Source organism: Streptomyces sp. NPDC021622, from assembly GCF_040640795.1.
Lineage (GTDB): Bacteria > Actinomycetota > Actinomycetes > Streptomycetales > Streptomycetaceae > Streptomyces.
In genome coordinates, this window is the sequence record NZ_JBFACK010000012.1 from 130166 (window position 1) to 147446 (window position 17281).

The following is a 17281-nucleotide window of genomic DNA, read 5'->3' on the forward strand; positions in this document are numbered from 1 at the left end:
GCCTTGGAGACGACAGCGGGGCCGATGCGGGCCCCGCCGCCGAGAGGTTGTTGGTCGAGTGAGGCGAAGCAAGACGAGCCCCGCACCGCCGCAGACGCGGGACACGCGGGGCAACTTCACCCCGCCGCCGCGCGCAGCGGCGTCCCCCACAGATGTGCAGGGCCATGAACCGCCGGCCCCCTCCGGCGGCAGAATGTCCCCGCGCAACTGGCGCGTGCCGACCCGCCTGAACGCGATCCTCCTCATACCCGTGCTCGTCGGTCTGGTCATGGGCGGCTTCCAGGTCAAGGCCTCGATCGACACCTGGAGCGAGGCCCAGGACGCCGAGAACACCGCCATCCTGGTGCGGGCGTCCCTGGACTACGGCAACCGCCTCATCGAAGAGCGCGACATCTCCGCGGCACCGCTGCTGCGCGGCAAGAAGAACGACCCCGCCGTCGTCAGCGCCCGCAAGGCCACCGACGCCGCCAAGGCCGAGTTCGACGCCGCCGCCGAGAACATGCCCCAGAAGGAAGGCCTCAAGCGCCGCCTCGACGGGTTCCACAAGGTGGAGCCGGGTCTGCAGGCGCTGCGCCAGGCCGCGTACACCTCCAAGCTCTCCGGTTCGAAGACCGAAGAGGGCTACGTCGCCATCCAGCACCCGCTGATGGAGTTCGCCAACGAGCTGGGCCTGGGCACCGGAAACATCACCAGCTACGGCCGCACCGTCTACGCCATCTCGCTGACCAAGGCCGCGCTCTCCCTCGAGCGCTCCATCGGTACGCACCTGATGGTCAAGCCCGGCCCCACCGCTTCGTCCTTCGCCACGCAGCGCACCTCGCTCGCCTCGTACGCCTACCTCGAGCGCATCGCCATCGAGGAGTACCGGGGCGGTGGCACCCCCGAGGACCTCGCCAAGCTCGAGGCCGCGAAGAAGAAGCTGCAGGCCGACGGCGAGAAGCAGGCCAAGCAGGCCGCCGCCGCCGCGAAGGCCAAGGGCGAGACCTTCGCCCCGCCGCCGTCCCCCGAGAAGATGGTCGCGGGCATCGCGGGCATGCCGAGCACGCAGCCCAGCGCCCGCCTCGCGCTCGCCGAGAAGGGCATCACCACCGAGGCCTGGTGGGCCACCACCACCGCCAAGTTCGACGCGTACCGGACCATCGAGTCCGACCTCGCCGACAAGGCCGTGAGCGAGGCGTCGGACATCGCCGACAACGCCCAGCGCAACGCCTACATCACCGGCGCCAGCGTCGTCGTCGCGCTGCTCGCCGCGTTCATCCTGGCCGGGCTCATGGCCCGCCAGATGAGCAACGCGATGCGCCGGCTGCGGACCGCCGCCTTCGGCATCGCCGAGCAGCGCCTTCCGATGCTGGTCGACCAGCTCTCGCGCACCGACCCGGGCCGTGTGGACACCCGCGTACAGCCCATCCCGATCTCCTCCACGGACGAGATCGGCGAGGTCGCCCGCGCCTTCGACCAGGTGCACCGCGAGGCCGTGCGGCTCGCCGCCGAGCAGGCGCTGCTGCGTGGCAACATCAACGCGATCTTCACCAACCTCTCGCGCCGCAACCAGTCGCTGATCGAGGGCCAGCTGACCCTCATCACCGACCTGGAGAACAACGAGGCCGACCCGGACCAGCTGGAGAGCCTCTTCCGCCTGGACCACCTGGCGACCCGTATGCGACGCAACGGCGAGAACCTCCTGGTCCTCTCCGGCGAGGAGCCGGGCCGCCGCTGGGACCAGCCGGTCCCGCTGGTCGACGTCCTGCGCGCCGCCTCCTCCGAGGTGGAGCAGTACGAGCGCATCGAGCTGTCCGGCGTCCCGGAGGCCGAGATCCACGGCCTGGCCGTGACCGACCTCGTGCACCTGCTCGCCGAGCTCCTGGAGAACGCCACCACGTTCTCCTCGCCGCAGACCAAGGTCCGCGTCACCGCGACCCGTCTGCCCGACGGCCGCGTCATGGTCGAGATCCACGACAAGGGCATCGGCCTCACCGCCGAGGACTTCGCGGACATCAACCACAAGCTGGCCAACCCGCCGACGGTGGACGCCGCGATCTCCCAGCGCATGGGTCTGTTCGTGGTCGGCCGCCTCTCGGACCGGCACGGCATCCGCGTCCAGCTGCGCCCCTCGGGCGAGCAGGCGGGCACGACCTCGCTGGTCATGCTGCCGGACGGGATCACGCACGGTGGCGGTGGCGAACACCAGCTGCCCGAGTCCGAGTTCACGGTCTCCTCGATCATGCCGGAGCAGCAGGCTCCGGAGCAGCCGGCCTTCAACCACCAGCCGATGCGTACGGCCGCGGAGCTCGGCTTCGACGACAGCCGCTACAACGCCGACAACGGCGACGCCGCGGAGCTCGACCCGGTGGGCCGCTCGCTGATGCGTGAGGAGCGGCGTGCCGCTCTGGAGGCGCAGGCGCAGTCCGACGGCGGTCGTCCGCTCTTCCGCGACGAGGTCGACCCGCAGCAGGCCTTCGACCAGCAGGACGGATTCGATCCCGGATACGACCAGCAGGCACCGGCGTACGACGAGTACAACCAGGGCGCGCAGGCCCAGCAGGCGTACGACGAGCCGTACTATCCGGCGCAGGACGGCTACCAGGACGCCCCCTATACGGAGGCGGGTCACAACGATCACGCCGCACGTACGGGTGTCGTCTCCGAGCCCTTCGCCGCGTACCCGGACCGCTCTCACCAGGACGACTGGCCCTCGCGCGACGGATACGAGAACAACGCGGGCGGGTATCAGGACCAGTACGCTCCGGAAGCGGAATCTGGTCCGGCGGCTCCCCTGAACGGCGCGGAGCGCGTAGGCTTCGACCGTCCCGGACCGGCCCCCTCCACCGTCCACGACACCACGGCCGCGGGCCTTCCGCGCCGCGGCTCGAACGGTGCCACCGGCAACGGCAGCGCTCCGGCCCCGGCACCGGCCCCGGCCCCGGCCGAAGACGCGTTCGGCAACAACGACAGCAGTGGCTGGCGTTCGTCCAACGACGACCGCTGGCAGCGCGCCGAGCAGCTGAAGGAGCCCAAGGCGGGTGGGGTCACCCCGTCCGGGCTCCCGAAGCGGGTACCCAAGGCCAATCTGGTCGAGGGCACGGCGGAACAGACCCCACAGGGCGGCCCCCAGGTCTCCCGCGACCCCGAGGACGTACGGGGCAGGCTGAGCAACCTGCGCCGGGGCGTCCAGCGGGGACGCAGCGCAGGCAGTGACACGAATGGCCAGGACACCGGTAATCACCGCGGTCCTGACAGCACCTACAACCAGGAGCGTTAGTGTGAGCCCGATGAGCCAGGCGGCGCAGAACCTGAACTGGTTGATCACCAACTTCGTGGACAACACCCCTGGGGTGTCCCACACCGTGGTGGTCTCCGCCGACGGACTCCTTCTGGCGATGTCCGAAGGCTTCCCCCGCGACCGGGCCGACCAGCTCGCGGCCGTCGCATCCGGTCTGACCTCCCTCACCGCCGGGGCCTCCCGGATCTTCGAGGGCGGTTCCGTGACCCAGACCGTTGTGGAGATGGAGCGAGGATTTCTCTTCCTTATGTCCATCTCCGACGGCTCCTCGCTGGCCGTTCTTGCCCACCCGGATGCGGACATCGGTCTCATTGGGTACGAGATGGCGCTTCTTGTCGACCGCGCCGGCACCGTGCTCACGCCCGACCTGCGTGCAGAGCTGCAGGGGAGCCTTCTCAACTAATAGACGGACGGTGCGTTTCCGCGTCCCGTGGCCGTAAGGTTTCGGGACGCGGCTCCAGAATGATGGTGCCCGGCACAGTCGGAGGAGGAGTACGTGGCAGGCTCAGGAACACCCCCGGACGGATCGTCATCGGCCAACTGGTCGTCTGGCCACGGCCAGGCACAGGGGCCGCACGACGGGGCGCCGAACCGGTACAACTTCCCCTCCGCGCCCAGTCAGCACCGCGCGCCGTACCGGCAGCCGCAGCAGCCGGGCCCCCGTCAGAACCCGTACGAGCAGCCTCACACACCCAGGATCCAGCCAGTGCAACCACAGCGACGCGCCCCTGAACCGGCGCCCGCAGGTTCTGCGAGCAACCCTCTGGTGCGCCCGTACGCCATGACGGGCGGCCGCACCAGGCCCCGCTACCAGCTCGCCATCGAGGCGCTGGTGCACACCACCGCACAACCGCACCAGTTGCAGGGCCAGTTGCCCGAGCATCAGCGCATCTGCAACCTGTGCCGCGAGATCAAGTCAGTGGCCGAGATCTCGGCACTGCTCACCATTCCCCTCGGCGTCGCCCGGATCCTCGTAGCCGACCTGGCCGAGGCCGGACTTGTCGCCATCCACCAGCCGGGCGGCGACGAGTCCGCCGGCGGCCAGCCAGACGTGACACTGCTCGAAAGGGTGCTCAGTGGACTTCGCAAGCTCTAGCGGCGGAGCAACAGCCCGCTCCACCACCAGCGCGAAAATCGTGGTGGCGGGCGGCTTCGGCGTGGGCAAGACCACGTTCGTCGGAGCGGTCTCTGAGATCAACCCGCTGCGCACCGAGGCCGTCATGACGTCCGCGTCCGCGGGCATCGACGACCTCACCCACACCGGAGACAAGACGACCACGACGGTCGCGATGGACTTCGGCCGCATCACCCTGGACCAGGACCTGATCCTGTACCTCTTCGGTACGCCCGGTCAGGACCGCTTCTGGTTCATGTGGGACGACCTCGTACGCGGCGCCATCGGCGCCGTGGTCCTGGTCGACACGAGGAGGCTCGCCGACTGCTTCCCCGCCGTCGACTACTTCGAGAACTCCGGCCTGCCGTTCGTCATCGCCCTCAACGGCTTCGACGGCCACCAGCCCTACACGCCGGACGAGGTCCGCGAGGCGCTGCAGATCGGCCCCGACACTCCGATCATCACCACCGACGCGCGTCACCGTGCGGACGCGAAGAGCGCGTTGATCACGCTCGTGGAGCATGCGTTGATGGCTCGGCTGCGTTAGCGGTTCTTGCCTGTACGTCGATGAGGCCTCGCACCGTTACGTCGGTGCGAGGCCCTTTGGTTTCCCGCCCACCCGCCCGTTTACCCGGCAGCGCGAAAGGCCCCGTACTCCTTGGAGTACGGGGCCCAGAAGCATGTCTCAGGCGGCGGGGCTAGCCCTGCCAGCTGTGCGGGGCGCGGAAGCCCGGGGTGCGCTCGAGGCGGCGCCAGCCGGCCTTGTCGCGGCCACGGCGGGCGGGGGCGGCGGGCTGTGCGGCGGCACGGGCCAGCAGGATCGCCGTGATGGCGGCGACCTCTTCCGGCTCGGCGTGACCCTTCTCGACGCGGATGTCGGGGTTAGTCATGTGCAGCGTTCTCCTTGTGGGCTACTGCAGGATTACTGCGGGGGGTTGCCGTGCTTGCGCGACGGCAGGTCGGCGTGCTTGTTGCGGAGCATCGCGAGGGAGCTGATGAGCACCTCGCGGGTCTCTGCCGGGTCGATGACGTCGTCGACCAGGCCTCGCTCCGCGGCGTAGTAGGGGTGCATCAGCTCGGCCTTGTACTCCTTGACCATGCGCGCACGCATCGCCTCGGGGTCCTCGGCGGCCGCGATCTGCCGGCGGAAGATGACGTTGGCGGCGCCTTCGGCGCCCATCACCGCGATCTCGTTGGTCGGCCAGGCGTAGGTGAGGTCCGCTCCGATGGACTGGCTGTCCATCACGATGTACGCACCTCCGTACGCCTTGCGCAGGATCAGCGAGATCCGCGGCACCGTCGCGTTGCAGTAGGCGTAGAGCAGCTTCGCGCCGTGCCTGATGATGCCGCCGTGCTCCTGGTCGACGCCCGGAAGGAAGCCGGGGACGTCGAGCAGCGTCACGATCGGGATATTGAAAGCGTCGCACATCTGGACGAAACGGGCGGCCTTCTCCGAGGCCTCGATGTCCAGGACACCCGCCAGGGACTGCGGCTGGTTGGCGACGATGCCCACCACCTTGCCGTCCAGACGGGCCAGGGCGCAGATGATGTTGCGGGCCCAGCGCTCGTGGACCTCCAGGTAGTCGCCGTCGTCGACGAGCTCCTCGATGACCTTGGCCATGTCGTACGGACGGTTGCCGTCCGCAGGGACCAGGTCGAGCAGTACGTCCGAGCGGCGGTCCGCCGGGTCGTCCGACTCGTGCGTCGGCGGGTTCTCGCGGTTGTTCGACGGCAGCATCGCGATGAGGTAGCGCACCTCGGCGAGGCAGGTCTCCTCGTCGTCGTACGCGAAGTGGCAGACGCCCGACGTCTCGGCGTGCACGTCCGCGCCGCCCAGGCCGTTCTGGGAGATCTCCTCGCCGGTCACCGCACGCACGACGTCCGGTCCGGTGATGAACATCTGCGAGGTCTCGCGGACCATGAAGACGAAGTCCGTCAGGGCGGGGCTGTAGGCCGCGCCACCGGCGCACGGGCCCAGCATCACGCTGATCTGCGGGATGACGCCCGACGCCTTGGTGTTGCGCTGGAAGATGCCGCCATAGCCGGCGAGCGCGGAGACGCCCTCCTGGATACGGGCGCCGGCGCCGTCGTTCAGGGAGACCAGCGGGGCACCGGCCGCGATGGCCATGTCCATGATCTTGTGGATCTTGGTGGCGTGCGCCTCGCCGAGCGCGCCGCCGAAGATGCGGAAGTCATGGGCGTACACGAAGACCGTGCGCCCTTCCACCGTGCCCCAGCCGGTGATGACACCGTCGGTGTACGGCTTCTTGGCCTCCAGGCCGAAACCGGTCGCCCGGTGCCGGCGCAACTGCTCGACCTCTTGGAACGAACCCGCGTCGAGCAGCAGCTCGATCCGCTCCCGGGCGGTCAGCTTGCCCTTGGAGTGCTGGGCCTTCGTCGCCTTTTCGCTCGGCCCGCGCAGCGCCTCGGCACGGATCGCGTGCAGTTCGGCCACGCGCCCGCGCGCGTCGGTGGGCTCGCCCTCGGGGGAAGCGGTGTCGTCCAAAACGGTCATGTAGTGACCTTACGAAGCGCCACCATAAAAACGGACCGTCGACTCTGCACAGTCTCCGGACCGTTTTCCTGGCGCCCCCGAACAGAAGCTCTCGGCTGTACAGGCGAAGTGACTGCTCAGAGCCATGTCCAGCTGTAGGGATTCCACAAAACGCTACGTGAGAGACAGCTCACATGTGACGGAGTGGAGAGCGTGATCGCGGCGATTCGCACCAGCCGATGAACACGCCCGCCCCACCGTACTTCCCGATCAGCCCCCGCAGTGGAAGCGCGCCTCCCCCCAGTCCGCGTGATCGTTGCCGGGGCCGTCGCCGCCGTCCCCCGTCACCAGATCGACGTACTTGGCGCCTGTGACATCGGCGGTCAGCGACCACGCGTCGTCCGTCGCCTTCAGGACCGGGGACTTCACCTTCTCCGTCCCGTCGGCCGCCACGCCGAACTGCACGCTCCCCCGCGTCCCCTGCGAGTCGTCCTGTCCGACCTGCGCCGTGAAGGACGTGCACTTGCCGCCGAGGTAGTAGCGGATCTTGCCGGGTGAAGCCGTGCCCAGGCCCTTCTCGTAGACCGTGCCGTTGACGGTCAGCGGCTTTCCGTCGCCCGCCGCCGTCTCGCCGTTCGACATGTCCTTCTCTGCCGGGCCCCAGCCGTTCTCCATGGACGTCCAGTCCATGTCGGAGGCGTACGTGTCCACCGCGGGCGGCGGCGGCAGTGTGCGCACGGAGGTCTCGGCGGCCAGCTCCCTGGCCTCGCCGTCGATCGCGTACGTCACCTTCGAACTCAGCCTGTAGGGCTGGTACTTGGCGTCCACCGGCGGTGTGACCTGCCAGGTGGCGGTGGCCTTCGCGGCCTCGGCGGTCTTCGCCGCCGTCGATTCGTAGTTGGTGAAGGTGGCGGTGACCTCGTTCTTCACGCCCGGTTCGAGGGTTTCCGCCTTGCTCGCGAGGCCGAGCGTGGCGCACGCGGGCTGCTCCGTCGCCGGTCCCAGGTCGGTCACCTCGAGGTTGTCCAGGGCGAGGTCCGCGGTCCCGGCGGCGTCGTCCCGCATCCGCAGGCCCACCCAGGTGTCGCCGCAGCCCGCCGTGACGGTCTGCTCGAAGCGGCCCGTCGTGCGCTGCTCGCCGAGCGCGGTGCGGCGCGTCTCCACCGAGTCCGGCTTGCCGTCCGCGGCGATCCTGTCGTATCCGGTGACCCAGTCGAAGGAGCCGGCGTGGCTCGCCTGATAGTCGTAACTGACCTCGTAGGAGCGTCCGTTGGTGAAGGGGACGGTCGCGGGGGTGGTGCGGTACACGAGGCCGTTGTTGCCCTCGTGCGTCTTCAGTGAGCGGGAGCCGTCGAGGACGTCGTCGATGAGCTTTCCGTTCCAGCCGGACTGGGTGTACGGGGCGTGCTTGAGCGCGATGTGGGTGCGCGGGTCCGTCACCCCTCCCCCGCTGCCCTTGGCGAAGGGCCCCCAGCCCTGGTCGACGCCCTCGAAGTCCTCGTACGCGACCGTGTCGCCCGGCTTGGTGGTGGGGGCGTTGGCGACTACGCGTACGTCGGCTATCCGCACCCGGGCCGTCGAGCCGTCGGCGGCCTCGGCCTTCAGGGTCGCCGTGCCGTCCGCCGCCGCGGTGAAGTTGACCTTGGCGCGCTGCAGATATGTCCCCTGCCACTGGCTGCCCGCGTCCGTGTTCCGCAGGGTCGAGCGCTCGACGGAGCGGGACGTGCCCGCGATGCCGAGGGTCGTGCGGCGTTCCTTGCCGGGCTCGACCTCCATCCAGGCGGACGCGGTGTAGCGCTTGCCGGGCTCAAGTCCCTTGATCTGCTGGGCGATTGAGGCCTTGGGTGCGCCGCTCAGCTCGGCGCTGTGGCGGCCCAGCTTGTCGGTGTCCCGCTTGACCGTGCCGGACTTCGACCAGTCGCTCAGGCGCGTGTCATGGAATCCGGGGTCCTTCACCGGGCCGCCGTCGCCCCAGGCGGGGTCGGTCGCGGAGGGGGTGGTGTCGGCCGGGTAGAGGACGTACGGCTGTCCCGGCTCGGCCTTGAGGGTGACCTTGCCGCCGTCGGCGCGCACGGTGCCGGTCTTCACACGGCCGTTGTCGGTGAGCTTGTAGACGGTGTACGAGTTGCCGGGCACCGCCCAACTCGTCGTACCGCCCGCCTTGTTGTAGTGGTAGAGCTTCTTCCCGCCGGCCCACGGGAGCAGGTACGAGGTGTCGCTCAGGACCTTGCGGCCGTCGTCGTAGAACGTGCGCCTGCCGTCCTCGACGGTGCCGCGCACCCCGCCGGTGAAGGTGATGGCGTTGCTCTTCGCGTCCCAGCGGGTGATCCGCTCGTGCTGGAGGTACTTGGCGGGCAGGTCGCGCTGCCAGATGTTGGCGTAGAAGGCGTTCCAGTCGTTCTCGCCGGTCCAGCCCTCGAACTCGTCGATGGCGGTCTGGCCGAGGACGGGGTCGGCGTTCCAGATGTCCTTCTCGCTGTTGCGGATGAAGCGGATGATCTGCGAGTTGAGGCCCTTGTTGGTCTTGGGGCCGTAGTCGAGGTCATTGGCCCAGTGCGACCAGAGCGAGTCGCGCTCGAACTTGTCCGCCCACTCGGTGGCGAGGTTGAAGCCCTGCCCCTTCACGGCCTTCGCGGTCTGCTCGGCGATCCAGCCATGGGCGTAGTAGACGTCCATGTAGATGAGGGAGAGGTTCGGGTCGGTCTCCTTCCTCAACTCCTTGAATCTGCTTGCCAGGTCACCGCTGTTGATGTCGCGGCGCTGGTCGATGTAGTAGCTCTGGTTGAGCCAGTTCCAGCCGGGCTTGGTCTTGTCGACGAGCTTCTCGTCGAAGGCGTTCGCCTCCGGGTAGGCCTCGGTGGCGTTCACGTGGACGCCGAAGGTGGCGCCCCACTTCTTGCCTTCCTTCAGGAGCTTGTTGAGGTCCTTGAGGCCGCCCGCCCGCTGGTTGTAGTTGCCGCCGTAGTCGGGGTGTGCGGAGTCGTGGCCCTCGGAGGCGTACCCCTTGAGGATGGCCTGCTGCCCGAGCCCGTCCGTGGCGAGGGAGACCCGCTTCACGTCGTCGAGGGTGCGCAGGAAGGGGTGCTGGGCCTGGCTCCCGAAGTTGAAGGGGATGTGCGAGATGACCCGGTCGGGGGTGCCTTCGCCGCCCTTGGGCCTGATGGCGATGGTGTCGCGGAAGGCGACGGCGCCGTCCTGCCAGTCGACGCGCTTGTCGCCGTTGGCGTCGGGCGTGACGACGACCTTCGCCCAGGGCAGGTCGTCCCCCTTCGCGGGCTCGGCGGCGCCCGCGCCCCGGTTGACCCACTGCCCGGACCAGACGCCGACACGGGTCGCGCCGTCGTCGCCCTTGGTGGCCTGGTGCCAGAAACGGGCGCCGTCCTGACCCGTGGCCCCGCTCGGCTTGTCGTACGTGGAATTGGACTCGACGGCGGCCGCGAGCCGGCCGGTGTTGACGATGGCGTACGAGGCACCGACGGGCGCCTGGTCCGCCGGAGTCTCGTCGGTGACCTCGGCGAACTTGTCGGCGGTCCGCGTGGAGTCCGGGTCCAGCTTGGTGAACGCGGTCTCGGCGCCGCCGTCCGAGCTGCCGACGGAGACGAGGTCGTGGCCGGGGATGTCGATCGTGCCGACGCGGAAGGCCTCGCTGTCGCGGACCGCGGTGATCTTGAAGGTGGTGGCGCGCCCGCGCACCGAGAGCCGGGCATCGATCTCCACGCCGGTGAGGTCGGGGAAGGTCAGGGTGTAGGCGGCGGTGGCGTCGTCGATCTGCGGAGCGCCCTTGACCCGGACCTTGTAGGCCTTGCCGTTCAGGGTGACCTCGGTGACCGGGCGGGTGCTGCCGATGAGGCGGGCGCCGGTCGCCTTGTCGGTGTACGAGAGGACGCGGGGGAAGTCGTCGGCGACGGCGACGGTGAGCCGCCCGGAGGCGATGACCGTCTGCGCGGCCTGCGGGGTGGGGTCGGCGGTGGCGGGTCCTGCCAGGGCGAACACGGCGGACGATGCGGCGGCGATGGCGCAGGCCGCGCGGAGTCTTCGGGAACGGAGTCTTCCGGAACGGGACGAGAGCATGCGGACCTGGGTATCCGCGTTGTCGCACCCCGGTCAACGAAGTCGGGCCCGACGGGGCGCGGCAGTCCAAGTACCGCCGGGCGGAAGTCCAAGGGGCGGGCGCCTCGGCCCGCCGCGGCGTCGACCTCGGTACGTGATCCCATGAACACGCTCCGCTCTCTGTTGAATATTGAACAGAATGGGGTTACAGTCAATCTCGTTGAACATTCAACAGACACATCCCCGTAGCTCGCAGCTCGGCGTCACCGCCCGCAGAGCTCGTCCCCAAGGAGCAGTCATGGGTCTCTTCGGCCGCAAGAACGACACCGCCACCATCACCGCCACGGCGCCCGCCCCGGTCAACCCGGACCTGGCCGCCCTGACCGGCGACTACACGATCGACCCCTCGCACACGTCGATCGGCTTCGTCGCCCGGCATGCCATGGTCACGAACGTCAAGGGCTCGTTCGCGGACGTCGCCGGCACGCTGCACCTGGACGGCACGGACCCGTCCCGCTCGACGGCCTCCATCGACATCAAGATGGACAGCATCGAGACCGGCAGCGCGGACCGTGACGGCCACCTGAAGAGCTCGGACTTCTTCAAGACCGACGAGTTCCCGGAGATGACGTTCCGCTCCACCAAGGCGGAGGCTCTCGGCGACGACTACCGCATCACCGGTGACCTGACGATCCTCGACACCACCAAGGAGATCTCCATCGACCTGGAGTTCAACGGCGCGGCCACGGACCCCTTCGGGAACGAGCGCGTCGGCTTCGAGGGCAAGTCGGAGATCCTCCGCTCGGAGTGGGGCCTCACCTGGAACGCGGCGCTGGAGACGGGCGGCGTGCTGGTCTCCGACAAGATCAAGCTGAACTTCGACATCTCCGCGATCAAGAACGCCGCCTGACGGGGGCTTTGAGCCCTCCATCCGACAGGGCCTTCAGCCCTGCATGAGCGTCAGCTCTCCCTGAGCGCGCCCGCCCTCCACCCCCGTAACGGGAGGGCGGGCGCTCGGCGTATCCGGGTTCGATACGGTTCAGGCCGTGCCCGAGTTTCTGCAGCAACTCCCCGCCCTCATAGGCGTGATCGTCGGCGCCCTCGGTTCGTACGCGGCCATCATGCGCGGCGACCGCGTGCGCTTCCAGCGAGAGCAGGCCGCCCGCTGGGAGGAGCGGCGGCTCACCGTCTACACCGAGTACGCCCGGGTCCTGAAGCAGACGGTGACCCTCACCTACCGCGTCTCTGCCCACCACGGCAACGACCCGCATCCGCACCCGCTGTCCCCCGCCGACGCGGAGCCCCACCTGGCCGAGGCGGCCAGTGCGCGGGACCCGGCCGGCGAGGCGCTGCTGATGCTCGGCACGCCGGAAGTGGTGGCCACGGCACGGGTCTGGGTCATGACGGTGGTCGACATGGAACGCTTCATGCGCGAGGGCACCCGGGATCCCGAGGCGTGGGAACGGCTGCTCGACCGCCAGCGCGCGACGCGTGAGGAGTACTACGCGGCGGTCCGGCGCGACCTGGCGCTCCCGCCCGGCCATTCGGGCCGCTGGCAGGTACCGGCAGCCGGCGATGGCTCCTTGCGCTAGAGGGTGCTCCGGTTCCTACGGTCGCCCGCATGAGCACACGGCAACAGCAGCAACAGCAGCACAAGATCGGCAGCGGTTTCGGCGCGAACAGCCCGGCGGTCGACGTACGCGACGGGATCAGCCTCCAGGGCAGAACGGCACTGGTCACCGGCGGCTGCTCCGGGCTCGGTCTGGAGATCACGCGGGCGCTGAGCCGCGCGGGCGCACAGCTCATCGTCCCGGCGCGCAGGCCCGCCACGGCGCGCGAGGCGCTGCGCGACGTCCCGCGGGTGGAGGTGCGGTCTCTCAACCTTCGCCCGGCGGCGCGTACTGCCAGGACTGCGACATCGCGGAGCCCGCGACGAGCCGGCGGCCGTGCGTGAACTCGCCTCCCTCTGCGGCCACTTGCCCCTGGCCCTCCAGATCACCGCGGCCCAACTGCGCCACCGGGGCCGCCGCCCGGTCTCCCCCGTCCCCCTCAGCCCTCCCTCAGCCCCGCCAGAAACTCGTCCACCAGCGCGATCTGGCGCTCGGCCGGGAACTCCCCCGGTGCGAACAGTGCCTGGACCACCAGGCCGAGTACGAAGCTCTGGGACGCCGCCGCCACATCCGCCGGCGGTGGCGTCTGCGGCAGTTCGCCCAGGCGCTGGGCCTCCGCGATGTGCTCGGTCATCCGCTCGCGGCCCTGGCGGTAGCGCGCCGCGTGCTCGTCGGCCAGTTCCTGGTCGGCGAGCGCGACGTCCCAGGAGCCCACCCAGATGCGGTTGCTCGCCGCGCTCTCCGCGTCCAGAGGGAGGATGTCCAGGAGCCGGGCCCGCAGCATCACCAGGCCCGACGCCGCCCCGGCCCGTTCCGTCGCGGGGCGCGGCCGCTCCGCCGACCTGCGGTCGAGCACGTCAAGGGCGTGCCGCACCAGGGCCCGCTTGCTCGGGAAGTAGTGCGTCAGGAGCCCGGTGGTCGCCCCCATCTCCGTGGCGACCGCGCGCAGCGTGAGGCCGCCGAATCCGCGCGCCGCAAGGACCCGCCACACCGCCTCGGAGACCTCGGTCCGGCGTGCGTCATGGTCTCCACGGGCTGGCGTCATACCCGGTAGGGTACATACCCAACGTTCGTTACGTACGTACTCCGTACCTCTCGTACCTAGGAACCGCCATGTACGCCATACCGCTGACCGAGAGTGCCGAGCTCCGCCTCCTGGAGCCCTGGCAGGCCGACGAGTTCCTCGCCCACATCGACCGGGCCCGCCCGCACACCGACCCGTGGATCCCGTGGGCCACGCGCTCCACCGACGTGGAGTCCGCCCGCGCCACGCTCCAGGCCTTCGCGGACAAGCAGGCCGCCGACGCCGGGCGGATCTACGGGATCTGGCTGGACGGCACCCTGGTCGGCGGCGTGATGTTCGTGCAGTTCGACGCCGAGCGCGGCAACTGCGAGATCGGCGTGTGGACGGAACCCGCGGGCGAGGGCCGCGGGCTGATCAGCGCGGGCGTACGGCACTTGATCGCGTACGCCTTCGGTGAGCGCGGGATGCACCGGATCGAGTGGTGGAACAGCGCGGGCAACACCCGCAGCAGGGCCGTCGCCCAGCGGATGGGCATGCACCTGGACGGCACCCTGCGGGACCAGTCCCTCTACCGCGGGGTCCGGCACGACATGGAGATCTGGTCGCTCCTTGCACACGAGTGGCGGGGCGAGGGGCAGAGCGAGCAGCCGGCGGCTGCCTAGAACCCGCCCCCGAAATCGCCGCCCCCGCCGAAGTCCCCGCCGCCCCCGAAGTCCCCGGAGTCGAAGTCCGACCCGGAGTAGTCGCCGCCGTCGTACCCGGAGCCCGCCCCGAAGTCGCCGTATCCGGAGCCGTAGTCCGCGGCGTACGCGGGGCTCGCCATCATGCCGCCCAGCATCGTGCCGATGAGCAGGCCCGGCAGGATGCCGCCGCCGAAGTAGCCGCCCGCCCAGGGGCCGTAGGCGGGGCCCGCCTCCCAGTAGGGGCGGCGCTCGCCCGACTCGGTGGCGACCGTGCGGGCCAGCGGTTCCTCGCCGTCGGCGAGGCGGGTGGCGTCGGCGAGGCAGACCGGGACGGAGCGTTCGGCGCCGCCCGGCGGTGCCCACTGGGCGTCCTTGACCGAGGGGCCGTGCCGGGGGTCGAAGAAGCAGGGGGCGCGGCGCTCCGGCAGGGGCCTGCCCTCCCGGCGCGCGGCGAGCAGGGCGAGCGAGAAGCGGCCGTCCTCCAGGGCCTGGGTGACGCCGCGGACCTCTTCGGGGCGCTGCGCGGCCGCCATGTAGGACTTGGCCTTCTCGTACGAGTCCAGGGCCCGTTCGTAGTCCGCTCGCATCGTGTCGTCCGCGCCCGCCTCCGCGGGGTGGAAGTCGAGGCGGTCGAGCTCCTCGCCGTACGCCGTGATGTCCTCGTCGACCACGACCCGCAGCTTCTCCAGCGCCGCCCGCTGCTCGTCCGCCTTGCGCCGGCGGTTCCTGCGGACCACCGCGTACGTCGCGCCGGCACCGGCCACGAGCACCGCGCCGACGCCGATCAGCGCGGCCACGGAGACGCCGTCCTCGGATCCCGCGTCGGCCCAGGACGACGGTGCCGAGCCGTTCGCGTCCTTGACCGCCTGGTCGACGAAGTCGTTGAGCTGGGTCTTGGTGTCGGGCTCGTCCCCGAACGTCGTCACCAGGTTCGAGACCGCGGCGTTGCTCAGGACCTGGCTGTCGGCCTTGGCGTCGAACTTGTCACCGAGCCGGATGCCGTAGACACCCGTCACTCCGGTCTCGGTGCGAAGCTTCTGGAAGAGGTCCTGCTGGGGGAAGTCGGCGGGCAGCACGGCCACGAAGACCGGCTTGTCGGCGTCCGTGATCTTGTCCGCGATGGCGTCCGCCTCGGCCCCGGACAGCTGGTCCGATGCGGCCGGATCGACGTACACCGGGCTCTTCTCCCAGGCCTCCGCGACCACCGGGACGCTCGTGGCCGCCGCGGCTCCGGGCGCGGCCGTGAGTGACACGGCCCCCAAGGAGACGAGAAGGCCGGACAACGCGACAAAAATGCGCTTCGTCCCATTCTTCCTCATACTTCGAAGCTAACTCAGTCGGGCCCCGGACGGACGTCCGGAGCCCGACTGTTTTCACTTCGTCATAGCTACTCCACGGGCGTGACGCCCGCCCGCAGCAGGCCGAAGGTGTACGCGTCCTCCAGCGCCTGCCACGACGCCGCGATCACGTTCTCCGCCACGCCCACCGTCGACCACTCCCCGTCACCGTCGCTGGTGGAGATCAGTACGCGGGTCGTGGAGGACGTGCCGTGCTTGCCCTCCAGGATGCGGACCTTGTAGTCGACCAGTTCCATCTTGGCGAGCTGGGGGTAGATCCGCTCGAGGCCGACCCGCAGCGCCCGGTCGAGGGCGTTGACCGGGCCGTTGCCCTCCGCCGTGGCGACGATGCGCTCGCCCTTGGCCCACAGCTTGACCGTCGCCTCGTTGGCGTGCGTACCGTCGGGCCGGTCCTCGACGATGCCCCGCCAGGACTCGACGCGGAAGTAGCGCCGGGGCCTGCCCTCCGCCTCCTCGCGCAGCAGCAGCTCGAAGGAGGCGTCGGCGGCCTCGTACGTGTACCCCTGGAGCTCGCGCTCCTTGACCCGCTCCACGACCCGGCCGACCAGCTCGCGGTCGTCGCCCAGGTCGACCCCGAGCTCCTTGCCCTTGAGCTCGATGGAGGCGCGGCCAGCCATGTCGGAGACGAGCATGCGGATCCGGTTGCCCACCAGGTCCGGGTCGATGTGCTGGTAGAGGTCCGGGTCGACCTTGATCGCGGAGGCGTGCAGGCCCGCCTTGTGGGCGAAGGCCGAGACGCCGACGTAGGGCTGGTGCGTGGAGGGGGTGAGGTTGACGACCTCGGCGATGGCGTGCGAGACGCGGGTCATCTCGGTCAGCGAGCCCTCGGGCAGCACCTTCTTGCCGTACTTCAGCTCCAGGGCGCCGACGACGGGGAAGAGGTTGGCGTTGCCGACGCGCTCGCCGTAGCCGTTGGCCGTGCACTGGACGTGGGTCGCGCCCGCGTCCACGGCGGCCAGGGTGTTGGCGACGGCGCAGCCCGTGTCGTCCTGGGCGTGGATGCCGAGCCGGGCGCCGGTGTCGGCGATGACGGTCGCCACGATCGCCTGGATCTGCGCGGGGAGCATGCCGCCGTTGGTGTCGCACAGGACGACGACGTCGGCGCCGGCCTCGGCGGCGGTGCGTACGACGGACTTGGCGTACTCGGGGTTGGCGCGGTAGCCGTCGAAGAAGTGCTCGCAGTCGACGAAGACGCGCCGCCCCTGGGAGACGAGGTAGGAGACGGTGTCGCGCACCATCTCCAGGTTCTCCTCAAGGGTGGTGCGCAGGGCGAGCTCGACGTGCCGGTCATGGGACTTGGCGACGAGCGTGATGACGGGGGCGCCGGAGTCGAGGAGCGCGTTGACCTGCGGGTCATCGGCGGCCTTGGCCCCCGCGCGGCGGGTGGCGCCGAAGGCGACGAGCTGGGCGTGCCGGAAGTCGATCTCTTGCTGTGCGCGGGCGAAGAACTCGGTGTCGCGGGGGTTGGCACCCGGCCAGCCGCCCTCGATGAAGCCCACGCCGAAGTCGTCCAGGTGCCGGGCGATGGTCAGCTTGTCCGCGACGGTCAGGTTGATTCCCTCGCGCTGCGCGCCGTCGCGCAGCGTGGTGTCAAAGACGTGGAACGCATCGTCGGGTGTGCTGGTTTCCGTCATGCTGATCTGGCTCCTGTGTCGGATCTCGGTCTAC

At 69.9% G+C, this 17281-nt stretch carries 14 protein-coding genes; 8 read left to right on the top strand and 6 right to left on the bottom strand.

What is annotated here, in order from left to right; genetic code table 11:
* The first annotated feature begins 193 nt into the window (after positions 1-193).
* The 4 genes from AB0G47_RS24240 to AB0G47_RS24255 all read left to right on the top strand — a co-directional run bounded on the left by AB0G47_RS24240 (position 194) and on the right by AB0G47_RS24255 (position 4941).
* Positions 194-3259, top strand: a complete 3066-nt coding sequence (locus tag AB0G47_RS24240) for a nitrate- and nitrite sensing domain-containing protein (protein WP_360773507.1) — start codon at positions 194-196, stop codon at positions 3257-3259.
* A gap of 10 nt (positions 3260-3269) precedes the next feature.
* Positions 3270-3683, top strand: coding sequence for a roadblock/LC7 domain-containing protein (locus AB0G47_RS24245; RefSeq protein WP_135330751.1), 414 nt, complete (start codon positions 3270-3272; stop codon positions 3681-3683).
* Positions 3684-3776: 93 nt separating this feature from the next.
* Positions 3777-4376: a DUF742 domain-containing protein gene (locus AB0G47_RS24250; RefSeq protein WP_360773510.1), complete on the top strand. Its 600-nt coding sequence runs from the start codon at positions 3777-3779 to the stop codon at positions 4374-4376.
* The gene (locus tag AB0G47_RS24255) at positions 4357-4941 is read left to right on the top strand and encodes an ATP/GTP-binding protein (RefSeq protein WP_030361923.1); all 585 of its coding nucleotides are present in this window, start codon (positions 4357-4359) and stop codon (positions 4939-4941) included. The genes AB0G47_RS24250 and AB0G47_RS24255 overlap by 20 nt, the downstream gene beginning before the upstream one ends.
* Before the next feature lie 151 nt (positions 4942-5092).
* Here AB0G47_RS24255 and AB0G47_RS24260 read toward each other — a convergent pair whose 3' ends face one another.
* The 3 genes from AB0G47_RS24260 to AB0G47_RS24270 all read right to left on the bottom strand — a co-directional run bounded on the left by AB0G47_RS24260 (position 5093) and on the right by AB0G47_RS24270 (position 10959).
* Entirely contained in the window at positions 5093-5284 is a 192-nt protein-coding gene (locus AB0G47_RS24260) for an acyl-CoA carboxylase subunit epsilon (RefSeq protein WP_266871063.1), read from the bottom strand.
* 32 nt (positions 5285-5316) lie between these two features.
* The gene (locus AB0G47_RS24265) at positions 5317-6909 is read right to left on the bottom strand and encodes an acyl-CoA carboxylase subunit beta (protein WP_360773514.1); all 1593 of its coding nucleotides are present in this window, start codon (positions 6907-6909) and stop codon (positions 5317-5319) included.
* Between the two features lie 249 nt (positions 6910-7158).
* Entirely contained in the window at positions 7159-10959 is a 3801-nt protein-coding gene (locus AB0G47_RS24270) for an endo-alpha-N-acetylgalactosaminidase family protein (RefSeq protein WP_360773517.1), read from the bottom strand.
* Positions 10960-11236: 277 nt separating this feature from the next.
* Between AB0G47_RS24270 and AB0G47_RS24275 the strand changes: the two genes are divergently transcribed.
* The 3 genes from AB0G47_RS24275 (at position 11237) to AB0G47_RS24285 (ending at position 12892) form a co-directional block, all read left to right on the top strand.
* Positions 11237-11848, top strand: a complete 612-nt coding sequence (locus AB0G47_RS24275; RefSeq protein ID WP_360773520.1) for a YceI family protein — start codon at positions 11237-11239, stop codon at positions 11846-11848.
* 136 nt (positions 11849-11984) lie between these two features.
* Entirely contained in the window at positions 11985-12530 is a 546-nt protein-coding gene (locus AB0G47_RS24280; protein ID WP_360773523.1) for a hypothetical protein, read from the top strand.
* A 29-nt stretch (positions 12531-12559) separates the two neighbouring features.
* On the top strand, positions 12560-12892 hold the full coding sequence (locus AB0G47_RS24285) for an SDR family NAD(P)-dependent oxidoreductase (protein WP_360773525.1): 333 nt from the start codon (positions 12560-12562) through the stop codon (positions 12890-12892).
* Positions 12893-12987: 95 nt separating this feature from the next.
* Here AB0G47_RS24285 and AB0G47_RS24290 read toward each other — a convergent pair whose 3' ends face one another.
* Positions 12988-13593 carry a TetR/AcrR family transcriptional regulator gene (locus tag AB0G47_RS24290; protein WP_360773529.1) on the bottom strand — a complete coding sequence of 202 codons (606 nt, stop codon included), beginning with the start codon at positions 13591-13593 and terminating at the stop codon, positions 12988-12990.
* A gap of 68 nt (positions 13594-13661) precedes the next feature.
* On the opposite strand from AB0G47_RS24290, the gene AB0G47_RS24295 reads away from it, so the two are divergent.
* Entirely contained in the window at positions 13662-14234 is a 573-nt protein-coding gene (locus AB0G47_RS24295; protein WP_360773532.1) for a GNAT family protein, read from the top strand.
* Here AB0G47_RS24295 and AB0G47_RS24300 read toward each other — a convergent pair.
* Together AB0G47_RS24300 and cimA are read right to left on the bottom strand one after the other, a co-directional pair.
* Positions 14231-15574 carry a hypothetical protein gene (locus AB0G47_RS24300; RefSeq protein WP_360773535.1) on the bottom strand — a complete coding sequence of 448 codons (1344 nt, stop codon included), beginning with the start codon at positions 15572-15574 and terminating at the stop codon, positions 14231-14233. The two genes, AB0G47_RS24295 and AB0G47_RS24300, sit on opposite strands and share 4 nt — an antisense overlap.
* A 68-nt stretch (positions 15575-15642) precedes the next feature.
* Positions 15643-17247: a citramalate synthase gene (gene cimA / locus AB0G47_RS24305; protein WP_360773538.1), complete on the bottom strand. Its 1605-nt coding sequence runs from the start codon at positions 17245-17247 to the stop codon at positions 15643-15645.
* Between the last annotated feature and the right edge of the window lie 34 nt (positions 17248-17281).